The 14,960-nt window shown below is 66.3% G+C and carries 12 protein-coding genes; 10 read left to right on the plus strand and 2 right to left on the minus strand.

Annotation, left to right across the window (positions count from 1 at the left end):
- The first annotated feature begins 131 nt into the window (after positions 1–131).
- From AC1RMY_RS02560 to AC1RMY_RS02580, 5 genes are all read left to right on the plus strand, one after another.
- The gene (locus AC1RMY_RS02560; protein ID WP_492862367.1) at positions 132–3,089 is read left to right on the plus strand and encodes a 2-oxoglutarate dehydrogenase E1 component; all 2,958 of its coding nucleotides are present in this window, start codon (positions 132–134) and stop codon (positions 3,087–3,089) included.
- Positions 3,090–3,137: 48 nt separating this feature from the next.
- Positions 3,138–4,409 (plus strand): 2-oxoglutarate dehydrogenase complex dihydrolipoyllysine-residue succinyltransferase, encoded by a 1,272-nt coding sequence (odhB, locus tag AC1RMY_RS02565; protein ID WP_492862368.1) that lies wholly within the window; start codon positions 3,138–3,140, stop codon positions 4,407–4,409.
- A 133-nt stretch (positions 4,410–4,542) separates the two neighbouring features.
- On the plus strand, positions 4,543–5,940 hold the full coding sequence (gene lpdA / locus AC1RMY_RS02570) for a dihydrolipoyl dehydrogenase (RefSeq protein WP_492862369.1): 1,398 nt from the start codon (positions 4,543–4,545) through the stop codon (positions 5,938–5,940).
- Positions 5,941–5,985: 45 nt separating this feature from the next.
- Positions 5,986–6,282, plus strand: a complete 297-nt coding sequence (locus AC1RMY_RS02575) for a nucleotidyltransferase family protein (protein ID WP_492862370.1) — start codon at positions 5,986–5,988, stop codon at positions 6,280–6,282.
- Positions 6,282–6,617 (plus strand): HepT-like ribonuclease domain-containing protein, encoded by a 336-nt coding sequence (locus AC1RMY_RS02580; RefSeq protein WP_492862371.1) that lies wholly within the window; start codon positions 6,282–6,284, stop codon positions 6,615–6,617. Before AC1RMY_RS02575 ends, AC1RMY_RS02580 begins: the two co-directional genes overlap by 1 nt.
- A 20-nt stretch (positions 6,618–6,637) precedes the next feature.
- On the opposite strand, the gene folD is transcribed toward AC1RMY_RS02580, so the two are convergent.
- Positions 6,638–7,501, minus strand: coding sequence for a bifunctional methylenetetrahydrofolate dehydrogenase/methenyltetrahydrofolate cyclohydrolase FolD (gene folD, locus AC1RMY_RS02585; protein ID WP_492862372.1), 864 nt, complete (start codon positions 7,499–7,501; stop codon positions 6,638–6,640).
- Positions 7,502–7,708: 207 nt separating this feature from the next.
- Here folD and AC1RMY_RS02590 point away from each other — a divergent pair, with 207 nt between their 5' ends.
- The 5 genes from AC1RMY_RS02590 (at position 7,709) to AC1RMY_RS02610 (ending at position 12,848) form a co-directional block, all read left to right on the plus strand.
- Positions 7,709–9,037, plus strand: coding sequence for a cytosine deaminase (locus AC1RMY_RS02590; protein ID WP_492862373.1), 1,329 nt, complete (start codon positions 7,709–7,711; stop codon positions 9,035–9,037).
- A 136-nt stretch (positions 9,038–9,173) separates the two neighbouring features.
- Positions 9,174–10,598, plus strand: coding sequence for an FAD-binding oxidoreductase (locus AC1RMY_RS02595; RefSeq protein ID WP_492862374.1), 1,425 nt, complete (start codon positions 9,174–9,176; stop codon positions 10,596–10,598).
- Between the two features lie 2 nt (positions 10,599–10,600).
- A complete protein-coding gene (locus AC1RMY_RS02600; protein ID WP_492862375.1) occupies positions 10,601–11,182 on the plus strand; it encodes an NAD(P)H-dependent oxidoreductase in 582 nt (193 codons plus the stop codon).
- Between the two features lie 129 nt (positions 11,183–11,311).
- A complete protein-coding gene (locus tag AC1RMY_RS02605) occupies positions 11,312–11,794 on the plus strand; it encodes a MarR family winged helix-turn-helix transcriptional regulator (RefSeq protein WP_492862376.1) in 483 nt (160 codons plus the stop codon).
- A 136-nt stretch (positions 11,795–11,930) separates the two neighbouring features.
- Positions 11,931–12,848, plus strand: a complete 918-nt coding sequence (locus tag AC1RMY_RS02610; RefSeq protein ID WP_492862377.1) for a DMT family transporter — start codon at positions 11,931–11,933, stop codon at positions 12,846–12,848.
- Between the two features lie 99 nt (positions 12,849–12,947).
- Here AC1RMY_RS02610 and AC1RMY_RS02615 read toward each other — a convergent pair whose 3' ends face one another.
- Entirely contained in the window at positions 12,948–14,933 is a 1,986-nt protein-coding gene (locus tag AC1RMY_RS02615) for a potassium transporter Kup (RefSeq protein ID WP_492862378.1), read from the minus strand.
- Between the last annotated feature and the right edge of the window lie 27 nt (positions 14,934–14,960).

The raw sequence follows: 14,960 nt of genomic DNA on the forward strand, positions 1-14,960 counted from the left end.
AGGCAGGGGCGTCATAGTCGGGTTCGACCCGGCGAATTCGCCCCTCGCCGGACGGCAAAATCGGCATGAGATGCTCGGGCTAAGCCCGAGCATGACGCAGTAGCAGGCAGGCAGGAAAAGGCAGAACGACCATGGCTCGCCAGGACATCAACGAGGCTCTCGCTCAGACGGGTTTCCTCTATGGCGGCAACGCGGCCTATATCGAGGATCTCTATGCCCGCTACCAGGCCGATCCGAAGTCGGTCGACGAGCAGTGGCAGGGCTTCTTCGCCGGGCTGAAGGATGACGGCCAGTCCATCGTCCAGAACGCCAAGGGCGCCTCCTGGAAGAAGGCCAACTGGCCCGTCGTCGCCAATGGCGAGTTGGTCTCTGCGCTGGACGGCAACTGGGCCGTGGTCGAGAAGGTCGTCTCCGACAAGCTCGGCGCCAAGGCGAAGGCCGCGGGCGCGACGCTGTCGGCCTCCGATGTCCAGCAGGCGACGCGCGATTCCGTGCGCGCGATCATGCTGATCCGTGCCTACCGGATGCGCGGCCATCTCCATGCCAAGCTCGACCCGCTGGGCATCGAGCAGGTCAAGGATCCCGAGGAACTGTCGCCGGCGGCCTTCGGTTTCGGCGAGGCGGATCTCGATCGCAAGATCTTCATCGACAATGTGCTCGGCATGGAGTTCGCCACGATCCGCGAGATGGTCGCGATCCTGCAGCGGACCTATTGCAGCACGGTCGGCATCGAGTTCATGCACATCTCCGATCCCGAGCAGAAGGCCTGGCTGCAAGGCCGGATCGAGGGGCCGGACAAGGAGATCGCCTTCACCAAGGAAGGCAAGAAGGCGATCCTGAACAAGCTCGTCGAGGCGGAAGGCTTCGAGAAGTTCATCGACCTGAAGTATACCGGCACGAAGCGCTTCGGCCTGGATGGCGGCGAGGCGCTGATCCCGGCGCTGGAGCAGATCATCAAGCGCGGCGGCGCGCTCGGCGTGCGCGACATCGTCTTCGGCATGGCCCATCGCGGCCGCCTCAACGTGCTGACGCAGGTGCTGGGCAAGCCGCATCGCGCGCTCTTCCACGAGTTCAAGGGCGGCTCCTTCGCGCCTGACGACGTCGAGGGCTCGGGCGACGTGAAGTACCATCTCGGTGCGTCCAGCGACCGCGAGTTCGACGGCAACAACGTCCATATCTCGCTGACCGCCAACCCGTCGCATCTCGAGATCGTCGATCCTGTGGTGCTCGGCAAGGTGCGCGCCAAGCAGGACCAGTTCGGCGACATCGTCGAGCGCTCCAAGGTGCTGCCGCTGCTGATCCATGGCGACGCGGCCTTCGCCGGCCAGGGCGTCGTGGCCGAATGCCTCGGCCTGTCCGGGCTGAAGGGCCACCGCACCGGCGGTTCGGTCCACTTCATCATCAACAACCAGATCGGCTTCACGACCTATCCGCGCTACTCGCGCTCCTCGCCCTATCCGTCCGACGTGGCGAAGATGGTCGAGGCCCCGGTCTTCCATGTGAACGGCGACGATCCGGAGGCGGTGGTCTTCGCCGCCAAGATCGCGATCGAGTTCCGGCAGAAGTTCCACAAGCCGGTCGTGGTCGACATGTTCTGCTATCGCCGCTTCGGCCATAACGAGGGCGACGAGCCGGGCTTCACCCAGCCCCTGATGTACCGCAAGATCCGCGGCCACAAGTCGACGCTGGAGCTCTACGGCGCCAAGCTCGAGGCCGAAGGCGTCATTGCCGCCGGCGAGCTCGACGGGATGCGCGCGGCGTGGAAGGCCAGGCTCGAGGTCGAGTTCGACGCGGGCCAGGCGTTCAAGCCGAACAAGGCCGACTGGCTCGACGGCCGCTGGGCCGGCATGAAGGCGATCCGCGCCGACGAGGACGATCCGCGCCGCGGCGCGACCGGCGTTCCCGCCGCCGTGCTCAAGGAGATCACCGAGAAGATCACCGCGGTGCCGCCGGGCTTCAACGTCCACAAGACGATCCAGCGCTTCCTCGACAACCGCCGCAAGGCGGTCGAGACCGGGCAGGGCATCGACTGGGCGACCGCCGAGGCGCTGGCCTTCGGCTCGCTGCTGCTCGACGGCAACCCGGTTCGGCTCTCGGGCCAGGATTGCGAGCGCGGCACCTTCTCCCAGCGCCATTCGGTGCTGATCGACCAGGAGACGGAAGCCCGCCACACCTCGCTGAACCATATCCGCGACGACCAGGCGCGCTACGAGGTCATCAACTCGATGCTCTCGGAGGAGGCCGTGCTCGGCTTCGAATATGGCTACACCCTGTCGGAGCCCAACGCGCTGACCTGCTGGGAAGCGCAGTTCGGCGACTTCGCCAACGGCGCGCAGGTGGTGTTCGACCAGTTCATCTCCTCGGGCGAGCGCAAGTGGCTGCGCATGTCGGGGCTCGTCTGCCTGCTGCCGCATGGCTATGAGGGCCAGGGTCCGGAGCACTCCTCCGCCCGTCTTGAGCGCTTCCTGCAGATGTGCGCCGAGGACAACATGCAGGTCGCGAACTGCTCGACGCCGGCGAGCTACTTCCACATCCTGCGCCGCCAGCTCAAGCGCGACTTCCGCAAGCCGCTGATCCTGATGACGCCGAAGTCGCTGCTGCGCCACAAGCGCTGCGTCTCGACGATCGAGGAGCTCGCCGAAGGCTCGACCTTCCACCGCGTGCTGCATGACGACGCCGAGCGCGGCAACTCGACGACCAAGCTGGTCAAGGATTCGAAGATCCGCCGCGTCGTGCTCTGCTCGGGCAAGGTCTATTTCGACCTGCTGGAGGAGCGCGAGAAGCGCAGCATCGACGATGTCTACCTGATGCGCGTCGAGCAGCTCTATCCGTTCCCGCTGAAGTCGCTGGCGCATGAGCTGTCGCGCTTCAAGGGCGCCGACGTGGTCTGGTGCCAGGAGGAGCCGAAGAACATGGGCTCCTGGACCTTCGTCGAGCCCTATCTCGAATGGGTGCTGGGCCATGCCGGCTCGAAGTCGAAGCGTCCGCGCTATGTCGGCCGCCCGGCCTCTGCCGCGACCGCGACCGGCCTGATGTCGAAGCACGTCGCCCAGCTCAACGCCTTCCTGGACGAAGCCTTCGCCGGCTGATCCCAGGCATCCGAACGCCAGACCAAAGACACGAAACAGAGGCCTGACATGGCGACCGAAATCCGCGTACCCACCCTCGGCGAATCCGTCTCCGAGGCGACCATCGGCAAGTGGTTCAAGAAGCCGGGCGATGCCGTGAAGGCCGACGAGCCTCTGGTCGAGCTCGAGACCGACAAGGTGACGCTGGAGGTCAACGCGCCGGCGGCCGGCGTGCTCGGCGAGATCGTTGCCAAGGAAGGCGACACGGTCGGTGTCGCCGCGCTGCTCGGCATGATCTCGGCCGGCGACGGCAAGTCGGCCGCACCGAAGGCCGACACGGCGGTGGCGCAGGCCGCCGGCAAGGCCGGCGAGCCGACCGTCGCAGCCGCCGAGAAGAAGACCGGCGAGGTCGCCGGAGACACCCAGATCAAGCCTGCGACCAAGGCCGCCGATTCCGGCCCGGCCGTCTCGCGCCTCGCCGCAGAGAGCGGCGTCGATCCGTCAGGCGTCGGCGCCTCGGGCAAGGACGGCCGCGTCACCAAGGGCGACATGCTGGCCGCGATCGCGACCGGCCCTGCCGTCGCCGCCTCAGCGCCGGCCGCGCCGGTTCAGGTCCGCGCGCCCTCCGCCCCCGACGACGCCTCGCGCGAAGAGCGCGTCAAGATGACCAAGCTGCGCCAGACCATCGCGCGCCGCCTCAAGGAGGCGCAGGCCACAGCCGCGATGCTGACCACCTTCAACGAGGTGGACATGACCAACGTCATGGCGCTGCGCAACCAGTACAAGGACGTGTTCGAGAAGAAGCACGGCGTGAAGCTCGGCTTCATGGGCTTCTTCGTGAAGGCCTGCGTCCAGGCTCTGAAGGAGATCCCCTCCGTCAACGCCGAGATCGACGGCACCGACATCGTCTACAAGAACTACTACCACATCGCGGTCGCCGTCGGCACCGACAAGGGCCTGGTCGTGCCGGTCGTGCGCGACGCCGACCAGCTGTCCATTGCCGGCGTCGAGAAGGCGATCGGCGCGCTCGGCAAGAAGGCCCGCGAGGGCAGCCTCAAGATCGAGGACATGCAGGGCGGCACCTTCACGATCTCGAATGGCGGCGTCTACGGCTCGCTGATGTCGACGCCGATCCTGAACGCGCCGCAGTCGGCGATCCTGGGCATGCACAAGATCCAGGAGCGCCCGATGGTCGTCGGCGGCAAGATCGAGATCCGGCCGATGATGTATCTCGCGGTCAGCTACGACCACCGCATCATCGACGGCAAGGAGGCGGTGACCTTCCTCGTCCGCATCAAGGAGGCGCTGGAGGACCCGGCGCGTCTCGTGCTGGATCTTTGATCGCTTTCATCGGCGGTCAACTCAGACGTCATGCTCGGGCTTGTCCCGAGCATCCACGACTTTTCTCCCGGCCTCCGAAGACGTGGATGGTCGGGACAAGCCCGACCATGACGGGCACTGCGAGGCAATTTAGATGTCCTACGATCTCGTCGTCATTGGAACCGGCCCCGGCGGCTATGTCGCTGCCATCCGTGCAGCCCAGCTCGGCCTCAAGGTCGCCGTCGTCGAGAAGCGCAAGACGCATGGCGGCACCTGCCTCAATGTCGGCTGCATCCCCTCAAAGGCGCTGCTGCACGCTTCCGAGATGTTCGAGGAGGCAGGCCACACCTTCGAGAAGCTCGGCATCGTCGTCGGCAAGCCCAAGCTCGACCTTAAGGCGATGGCGGCGCACAAGCAGGAAACCGTCGACGCCAACGTCAACGGCGTTGCCTTCCTGCTGAAGAAGAACAAGATCGAGCCCTTCCACGGCACGGCCTCGATCCCGGCAGCCGGCAAGGTCGTCGTCACCGCCGAGGACGGCAAGACGCAGGCACTGGAGACCAAGAACATCGTCATCGCCACCGGCTCCGAGGCGATGGGTCTGCCCGGCGTCGAGATCGACGAGAAGACGGTCGTGACCTCGACCGGCGCGCTGGAGCTGAGCGCCGTGCCGAAGGAACTCGTCGTCGTCGGCGCCGGTGTGATCGGGCTCGAAATCGGCTCGGTCTGGAGCCGTCTCGGCGCCAAGGTCACCGTCGTCGAATATCTCGACCGCATCCTGCCGGGCATGGATGGCGAGGTCGCCAAGCAGTTCCAGCGCATCCTGGAGAAGCAGGGTTTCACCTTCCAGCTCGGCTCCAAGGTCACCAAGGTCGAGACGGGCAAGAAGGGCGCGACCATCACGGTCGAGCCGGCCGCCGGTGGCGAGGCCAAGACGCTGTCGGCCGATATCGTGCTGGTCGCGATCGGCCGCCGGCCGAACACGGACGGGCTCGGGCTGGAAGCGGCGGGCGTCGCTACCGAGCGCGGCCGCGTCGTGATCGACGATCATTTCAAGACCAATGTCGCCGGCATCTACGCCATCGGCGACGTAGTGCGCGGGCCGATGCTGGCGCACAAGGCCGAGGACGAGGGCGTCGCTGTCGCCGAGATCATCGCCGGCAAGCACGGCCATGTGAACTACGACGCGATCCCCGGCATCGTCTATACCGCACCGGAAGTCGCGGCGATCGGCAAGACGGAAGAGGAACTGAAGGCCGAGGGCGTCGCCTACAAGGTCGGCAAGTTCCCGTTCACGGCGAATGGCCGCGCCCGCGCGATCCGCCATACCGACGGCTTCGTGAAGGTCCTGGCCGACGCCACCACCGACCGCGTGCTCGGCTGCCACATCATCGGCCCCCATGCTGGAGACCTCATCGCCGAGGTGACCGTGCTGATGGAATTCGGCGGCTCGTCGGAAGACCTCGCCCGCACATGCCACGCCCATCCGACGCTCGCCGAAGCGGTCAAGGAAGCGGCGATGGCGGTCGAGAAGCGCCAGATCCATATGTGATCGGCGGCCTTCGCGCGGGGCCCTGTTTGATGTAAAAATGGGGCTATGACCCGCGACGAAGCCACAGCCGAACTGGTTCGCCGTGCCGATGCGCTGCGTGCGCGCGGCGCCGAGGCTGTGTTCCTGTTCGGATCGACCGCGCGCGACGAGGCCGGCGACAGCAGCGATCTCGATGTCTTCATCGATGTCGCGCCCGGTCGCAAATTCTCGCTGATCGATCTTGCGGGTATGCACGCCTTCCTTGTCGAGGAACTCGGAATCGAGATCGACCTGACCACGCGCAAAGGTCTTCATCCAAAGCTTCGGGATCAGATCGAGAGCGAGGCCGTCCGGATATTCTGATGGCGCGCGACGTCGTCATCGTCCTGCAAGATATTCTGGACGCGATCGGCCTCGCCGAAGGGGCTTCCGCCGGGCACGATCTCGCCAGCTTCAGTGCCGATCGTTTTCTTCAACTCGGAATCGAGCGCTCGCTGGAAATCATTTCCGAGGCGGTGCGGCATCTTCCCGATGATCTTCTCGCGCAGCAGCCGGATATTCCCTGGTTTGGCATCAGGGCCATCGGCAATCTGATGCGACACGAATATTGGCGGATCGATCCAGATATCGTCTGGAAGGTCGTCACAGACGACCTTCCAGCATTGCGGGTGGCGGTCGAAGGTTTCCTGAGCAAATAGGACGAGGCCAATGCGACCGCTCAGTCGCCTCGACGCGCCTTGAAGGCCGTCAGCGTGTTGCGCAGCAGGCAGGCGATCGTCATCGGGCCGACGCCGCCGGGGACCGGGGTGATCGCGCCCGCGACCTTCACGGCCTCGGCGAAATCCACGTCTCCGACGAGCTTGCCGTCGGGCATGCGGTTGATGCCGACGTCGATGACAGTCGCGCCCGGCTTGATCCAGTCGGCCTTGACGAAAGCGGGGCGGCCGACGGCTGCGATGACGATGTCGGCGCGGCGCACGACGGCGGCTAAGTCCTTCGTACGCGAATGGGCGATGGTCACGGTGCAGTCGGCTTGCAGCAAGAGCTGCGCGGCGGGCCGGCCGACCAGCTCGGAGCGGCCGATCACGACCGCTTCCAGCCCCGAGAGCGAGGGCAGGACATGGCGCAGCAGCAGCATCGAGCCCAGCGGCGTGCAGGGCACGAGGCCGCCCGCCTTGCCGCCGGCCAGCCGGCCGGCATTGACCGGGTGAAGGCCGTCGACATCCTTCGCCGGGTCGATGGCGTCGACGACCGCCTCGGTGTCGAGATGCTTCGGCAAGGGGAGTTGCACCAGGATGCCGTCGACGCTGTCGTCGGCGTTGAGTTCGGCGAGCTTGGCCAGCAGGTCCGCCTGGCTGGTGTCTGCCGGCAGGCGATGGGCGACCGAGTTCATGCCGGCCTCGACGGCGAGCCTTTCCTTGGAGGCGACATAGACGCGGCTCGCGGGGTCGTCGCCGACGAGGACGACATGCAGGCCGGGCACGAGGCCGCGCTGCGCCTTGATGGCGGCGATCTCGGTTGCGATCTCGGCGCGCAGCGCGGCGGCGATGGCCTTTCCATCGATCAGGGTTGCCTGCGGCATGGGCCTTCGTCTCCATCGGCGGGGAAGCCGCCCTCATGCGCGATCGGGGGGCGCAGGACAAGCCCGGATGAGACGCGCGCTGTCGCGGCTGCGTCGCCGGCTTGCCTAATTCACCTTGCCCGCATTCGTCTTGTCCGGGCCATCGGCGGCCGGTATCGATCGTGCATGGCCCAGGCCAATCGAGATGCTGATGGAGATCCCGCCCCTGTGACGACCGGCTTCGCCTCGCTTCCCGCTTCGGACAGCTATCGCCTGGCCCGAGCCCGCGCCCCGCTTTGCCTGGTCGAGGCCGGCGGGTTAGCCGCCGACCGCGATGGGCTCGCCCTGATCGACATCGCGGTGGAGGAGGGGCGCATCGCCTCGATCCTGCCGACGGGAACGGAAAGCCTGCATGACGGCCCGGCCTTGGATCTCGACGGCGGCATCGTGCTGCCGCGCCTCGTCGACTGCCATGTGCATCTCGACAAGGGCCATATCTGGCCGCGCCAGCGCAATCCGGACGGCAGCTTCATGGGCGCGCTGAACAGCGTCATGGCCGACCGCGAGGCGAACTGGTCGGCCGCCGATGTGCGGGCGCGGATGGAGTTCGGCCTACGCTGCGCCTTCGCGCACGGCACGGCCGCGGTTCGGACGCATATCGACTCGCTCGGCAAGCAGATCGGCATCTCCTGGCCTGTCCTTGCCGAGCTCCGGGCAGAGTGGGCGGGGCGCGTCGCGATCCAGGCCTCGCCGCTCTTCGGCATCCAGTTCGCGCTCGATCAGAACCATATCCGCGATGTCGTCGCTGCGGTGAAGGCGCATGGCGACGGGCTGTTCGGCTGCGTCAGCTACATGATCCCGGAGCTGAATGATGCGCTCGACATCATCTTCCGGACCGCGATGGAGCACGGCTTCGATCTCGATTTCCACGTCGACGAGACCAACGACCCGACGGCTCGGTCGCTGGAGAACATCGCCGATGCCGCGATCCGGCATCGTTTTAAGGGCAGGATCCTCGCCGGGCATTGCTGCTCGCTGGCCCTGCAGGAACCCGAGGTCGAGGCGCGGATCATCGCCAAGGTCAGGGAGGCCGGGATCGCCGTGGTCTCGCTGCCGATGTGCAACATGTATCTGCAGGATCGCGTGCCCGGCCGGACACCGCGCTGGCGCGGCATCACGGCACTGCACGAGCTGCAGGCGGCTGGCGTGCCAGTGATGATCGCCTCCGACAACACGCGGGACCCGTTCTACGCCTATGGCGATCTCGATCTGATCGAGGTGCTGCGCGAGGGCACCCGTATCCTCCAGCTCGACCATGCCGGAAACGACTGGGCCAATGCGGTGGCCCGGACGCCTGCGACGATCATGGGACTGGAAGGCCGGGGCGTGCTGGCGGCCGGCGGGCCGGCGGACCTGATCCTCACGCGGGCCCGAGACTGGACCGAGTTCTTCGCGCGCCCCCAGGCCGACCGGAGCGTCCTGGTCGAGGGCCGCGCGATCGACCGGACGCTGCCGGACCATCGCGAGCTGGATCATTTGATGGGAGGGTGGTCGTGATGTTGTCCTCGTGCGCCATTCCTTACCGTCATGGTCGGGCTTGTCCCGACCATCCACGTCTTCCTTTGTCGAGGACAGTGTTGAAGACGTGGATGCTCGCCACAAGGGCGAGCAAGACGGCAGAGGCTGAGACTACATGACCACCCGCTACGACATCGCCGCCCTCAAGGCCCGCCTCGGCGGGATCAAGACCGAGGAAAACCCGGCGCTGGTTAAGCAGAAGAGTCGCGACTTCTTCTGGTATTCGCCGGTGCTGAAGCGCCAGCTCGACCATGTCACGGCCGACATCGTGGTCTCGCCGACAAGTGAGGCGCAGGTGCTGGAGGTGCTTGCCTCCTGCCATGCGCTCGGGATTCCGGTGACGCCGCGCGGCACAGGCACCGGCAATTACGGTCAGGCGATGCCGCTGTCGGGCGGTGTGCTGCTCGACCTTTCCGGCTTCAACAAGGTGCTGGAGATCGGCCATGGCCGCTATGTCGCCGAGCCCGGCGCGGTGATGGCGCGGATCGACGACGAGACCCGCGCGCATTCGCGGCAGGAACTGCGGCTGCACCCCTCGACCTACCAGACCGCCTCGATCGGCGGCTTCATCGCCGGCGGTTCCGGCGGCGTCGGTTCGATCAAATGGGGCGGCCTGCGCGACTGGGGCAACATCATCCGGCTCAGGGTCGCGACGATGGAGGAAAGCCCGCGCATCCTCGAACTCGCGGGCGAGGATCTGCACAAGGTCGCGCATGCCTATGGCACGAACGGCATCATCACGCAGGTCGAGATGCCGCTGGGACCGGCCTATGACTGGGTCGATGCGATCATTGGCTTTCCCACGCTCAGGGCTGCGACCGACTTCGCCAATGAGCTCGGCGAGCAGGACGGGCTGGCGCTGAAGAACCTCTGCGTCGTCGCAGCGCCCGCGCCGCACGACTATTTCCTGCGCCACCGCAAGTTCCTGCCGCGCGACAGCCATCTGGTGATCGTGATGGTCGCGGATTTCGCGGTCGAGTCGCTGCTCGCCTATGCGCGGCGGTTCAAGGGGGCGGAATTGCTGCTGCGATCGGACAGGCTCTCGGCGGAGGAGGCCAAGGGCCTGCCGCCGGCTTACGAACTCGGCTGGAACCACACGACGCTGCGGGCGCTGCGCGTCGATCCGTCGATCACCTATCTGCAGGTGCTCTACCCCTTCCCGAACCAGGTCGAGTTGATCGACGCGATCCATGCCCGCTTCGGCGAGGAGGTGGTCTGCCATCTCGAATTCGTCCGTTTCGACGGCAAGGTCACCTGCTTTGGCCTGCCCTTGGTGCGCTTCAGCACGGAGGAGCGGCTGGAAGAGATCATGGCCATCCATGAGGATATGGGCGCGCCGATCTTCAACCCGCATCGCTACACGCTGGAGGAGGGCGGCATGAAGCAGACCGACGAGGCCCAGCTCGCCTTCAAGCGCGAGGCCGATCCGCAGGGGCTGCTCAACCCCGGCAAGATGATCGCCTGGGAGGATCCGTCCTATGACTACCGCGCAGGCGGCACCTTCCTGTTCCGCAGCCTGTCGGAAGCTGGGGTCGGCTAAGGATGAGGGTGCTCGTCCTCTACGCCCACCCGAATCCCGAGAGCTATGGCGCGGCTCTTCACGGCGCTGTGGTCGAGAGCCTGCGGCTGGCCGGGCACGAAGTCGACGACTGCGACCTCTATGCCGAGGGGTTCGATCCCCTGCTGAGCCGCGAGGAGCGGGTCGGCTACCACGACCTCGTCAGCAATACCCAGCCAGTTGCCGGCTATGTCGCGCGAGTGCAGGCGGCGGAAGCGCTGGTGCTGTGTTTCCCGGTCTGGAATTTCGGCTATCCCGCGATCCTGAAAGGGTTCTTCGACCGCGTCTTCCTGCCCGGCGTCTCGTTCAAGATGGTGGACGGCAAGGTCCGGCCCAATCTCTGGAACATCCGCAAGCTAGCCGCCGTCACCACCTATGGCGGCACGCGCTGGCGCGCTTTGCTGATGGGCGATCCGCCGCGGAAGCTGGTCCGCCGGGTGCTGCGGGCGGTCTGCCATCCCACCGCAAGACCACGCTATCTGGCGCATTACGATATGAATCGCGCGACGCCGGAAGCCCGCGCGGATTTCCTGCGATCGGTCGGCGAAAAGATGCGTGCTCTGTGACAATTGGGGTATGATCGTCATCACGCTGTCATCTTGGCGAGCGAACAGGCAGCCGGCGAAGCGACTTCCTGATCCGCATAAAGATCGCGGCCGGGATCGAGCCAGGGATCGAGCCAAGGACCGAGCGAGATGACCAAGGCACTCGAGAAGAGCGTTGGCCGGGCCTTGCTCGTCACGGCTCGTCTGCATCGCGCGCGCATGGGCGAGAGGCTGAATGCGCTCGGCCTGTTTCCCGGCCAGGAGCAGGCGCTGAAGGCGCTGCAACCCGCACCGATGACGATGGGCGAACTGGCGACACTGCTGCGAGTCAAGCCGCCGACCGTGTCCAAGACCATCGGCCGGCTCTCGTTGCAGGGGCTGGTTACGCGCGAGGGCGGCGGCCGTGACGGGCGGCTCGTGCAGGTCGCGCTGACGGAGGCCGGGCACAAGACCGCCGGCGCGCTCGACGCGGTCTGGACGCAGGTCGAGGACGAACTGCTCGACAAGCTCGACGGCAAGGAGCGCAAGCAGCTTCGCCGCCTGCTGCGCAAGGCCGCCAAGGGGTTGTCCAAGGCCGGAGTCGAGGTCGATGATCCCGACGCCGATGGCGACGAGGTCGACAGCGACGCCTGAGCCGGACGCGGCTTCGCCCGGGCTTCGCGGCAAACCCTGATACGCGCATGGAGTGCATGCGCTCAGCCGCTGGTCAGAGGCTGCAAATCGGTTAAATCTAATCCCGTCATTCTCCCAGCGCATGACGGGAACAGCCTTGCCCGCCGCTTCGTCCCATCTTCCGGAAACCGGCCGCTCACGCCTGATCGCGATCGGCCTGATCTGCTGCGCGGTGCTGTTCTTCGCCCTGCTCGACACCAGCGCCAAGTGGCTGTCGGGCCATATGCATCCGGTCCAGGCGGTGTTCGCCCGCTATGCCGGCAGCATGGTCCTTGTGCTGATGCTGTTGAACCCCTGGAGCCATCCCGGCGTCCTGCGCACCAAGCGGCCCTGGCTCCAGGGCATCCGCTCGCTTCTGCTGTTGGGGGCGACGGCGCTGAACTTCGTCGCGCTCAAATACCTGCAGCTCGCGGAGACCGTCTCGATCATGTTCGCGGGGCCGTTGCTGGTGGCGCTGGTCGCCGGGCCGCTGCTCGGCGAATGGCCCGGTCCGCGCCGGCTGGCGGCGATCGCCGTCGGCTTCGTCGGCGTGCTCATCATCACGCGGCCGGGGATGGGCGGCATGCATCCGGCGGCGCTGCTCTGCGTCTTCGGGACCGTCTGCTACAGCTTCTATGCGCTGGCGACCCGGCAGCTCGCGGCCTACGACCCGCCGGAGACGACGATGATCTATTCCGGCGTCGCCGGAACGCTGGCCGTGCTGCCACTGATCCCGTTCTTCTGGACGACGCCGCAGACGCCGTTCGTCTGGCTGGTAATGCTCGGCACCGGCGCCTTCGGCGGTTTCGGCCATTGGCTGCTGATCCTGGCGCATCGGCTGGCGCCGGCGACCGTGCTGGCGCCCTTCATCTACTCGCAGATCGTCTGGATGATCCTGCTGGGCTGGTTCGTCTTCGGGCAGTTCCCGGACGCCTGGACCTTCGTGGGCGCATCGGTCGTGATCGCGTCGGGTCTCTACCTGCTCTATCGCGAGCGGGTGCGGAAGGTCCCGGAGACGGCGGCGCGGATGGATTGAGCGACGGGAGCGTCATTCTCGAGCGAAGCGTAACGCAGACCCGAGAATCCTCGTCATGAGATGCTCGGGTCGAGCCCGAGCATGACGTATCGGCCCTGCTCAGACCGTGACCTGGGTTCCGACCTCGACGACGCGGCCGGTGGGGATTTGGAAGAAGTTGGTCGCGTCGGTGGCGCTCTTGGTGAGCGAGATGTAGAGATTGTCCTGCCAGACTGGCATGCCCGATTGCGGCGAGGCCTTGATCGAGCGGCGCGACAGGAAGAACGAGGTCGACATGATGTCGAACTTGAAGCCCTGCTTGCGCAGGATCGCGAGCCCCTTGGGCACGTTCGGGCTCTCCATGTAGCCATAGACCAGATCGACCCGCCAAAAGTCGTCGGTGATGCGCGAGAGGCGAACGCGCTCCTCCTCGGCGACGCGCGGCGTGTCGGCCGAGCGTACGGTCAGGATGACGTTGCGCTCGTGCAGGACCTTGTTGTGCTTGAGGTTGTGCAGCAGCGAGGCCGGGGCCGTCTCGGGATCGCTCGTCAGGAAGACGGCCATGCCCTTGACCCGGACAGGAGGGCTCTTCGACAGCATGCCGACCAGTTCGAGCAGCGGCACATCGGTCTTGCGGGTCTTGTCGAAAAGGATCTTGGTGCCGCGCACCCAGGTCCACATCAGCATGACGAGCGCGATCGCCAGCAGCACCGGCATGTAGCCGCCGCTGAGCAGCTTCAGCATGTTGGCGGCGAAGAAGGCAACGTCGATGATGAGGAAGGGCAGGATCAGGGCCACCGTCGCAGGCAGGCTCCAGCCCCAGACGCGGCGGATCACGATGAAGGCCAGCAGCGAACTCACCACCATCGTGCCGAAGACCGCGATGCCATAGGCGTGCGACAGGTTCGACGAGGTCCGGAAGGTCCAGACCAGCACCAGGACGATGACGAGAAGCATCCAGTTGATGCGCGGGATGTAGATCTGGCCGGAGGTATGCTCCGAGGTGTGGCGGATCTCGAGGCGCGGCAGCAGGCCGAGCTGCACGGCTTGGCGGGTCAGCGAATAGGCGCCGGTGATCACGGCCTGGCTGGCGATGATCGTGGCGATCGTCGCCAGGATGACCAGCGGCAGGATCAGGACATCCGGGGCGAGCTTGTAGAATGGGTTGTCGATGGCGGTCGGGTCCGAGAGGATCAGTGCGCCCTGGCCGAGATAGTTCAGCCACAGCGACGGGAAGACCAGCCAGATCCAGGCGCCGCGGATCGGCCCGCGGCCGAAATGGCCCATATCGGCATAGAGCGCTTCGGCGCCGGTGACGGCCAGGCAGACCGAGCCGAGCACGGCAAGCGACACGCTGGGATGGTCGAGGAAGAAGCGCAGGCTGTAATACGGATTGACCGAGGCCAGCACGCCGAGGTCATCGGCAATGTGGTAGATGCCGAGCCCGGCCAGCGCCAGGAACCAAACCAGCGTGATCGGACCAAAGAAATTCGCGACCTTCGCGGTGCCGCCGCTCTGGACCAGGAACAGCGCGATCAGGATGCCAGTGGCGATCCAGACGACATATTGATCGAGCGCCGGTGTCACCAGTTTGATGCCTTCGACGGCCGAGAGCACCGAGATCGCCGGCGTGATGACCGCGTCGCCGTAGAATAGGGCCGCGCCGGCCATGCCGAGGAACAGCACGATGCCGCCGCGCGCCCGCCCGACCCCGCGCTGGGCCAGCGCGACCAGCGTCAGGATGCCGCCTTCGCCATTATTGTCGGCCCGCATCAGCAGCAGGACATATTTCAGCGTGACGACGATGACGAGCGACCACAGGATCAGCGAGAGCACCCCGATGACGATGTCGCGCGGCACCGGCGCGCCGACGACCGCGGCGCTCAGTTCGCCATGGGCCGCGGTCGCCGCCAGCACGGTTTCGCGCAGGGCGTAGAGCGGGCTCGTGCCGATGTCGCCGTAGACGACGCCGAGGGCACCCAGCGCCAGCGCTGCGTAGCTGCTGCCGGCATGGCCGTTCCGGGCCTCGCCGCCATGGCCGTCTTCCAGGCCGAAACGGGAATCCTCCGTCCTCTGGGCCGGGGGATTCGTCTGGTCATGCCCCATAGGGGATCTCCGCGCGCGCTGCCGTGC

It is taken from the genome of Allobosea sp. GW822-FHT03F07 (assembly GCF_058801345.1).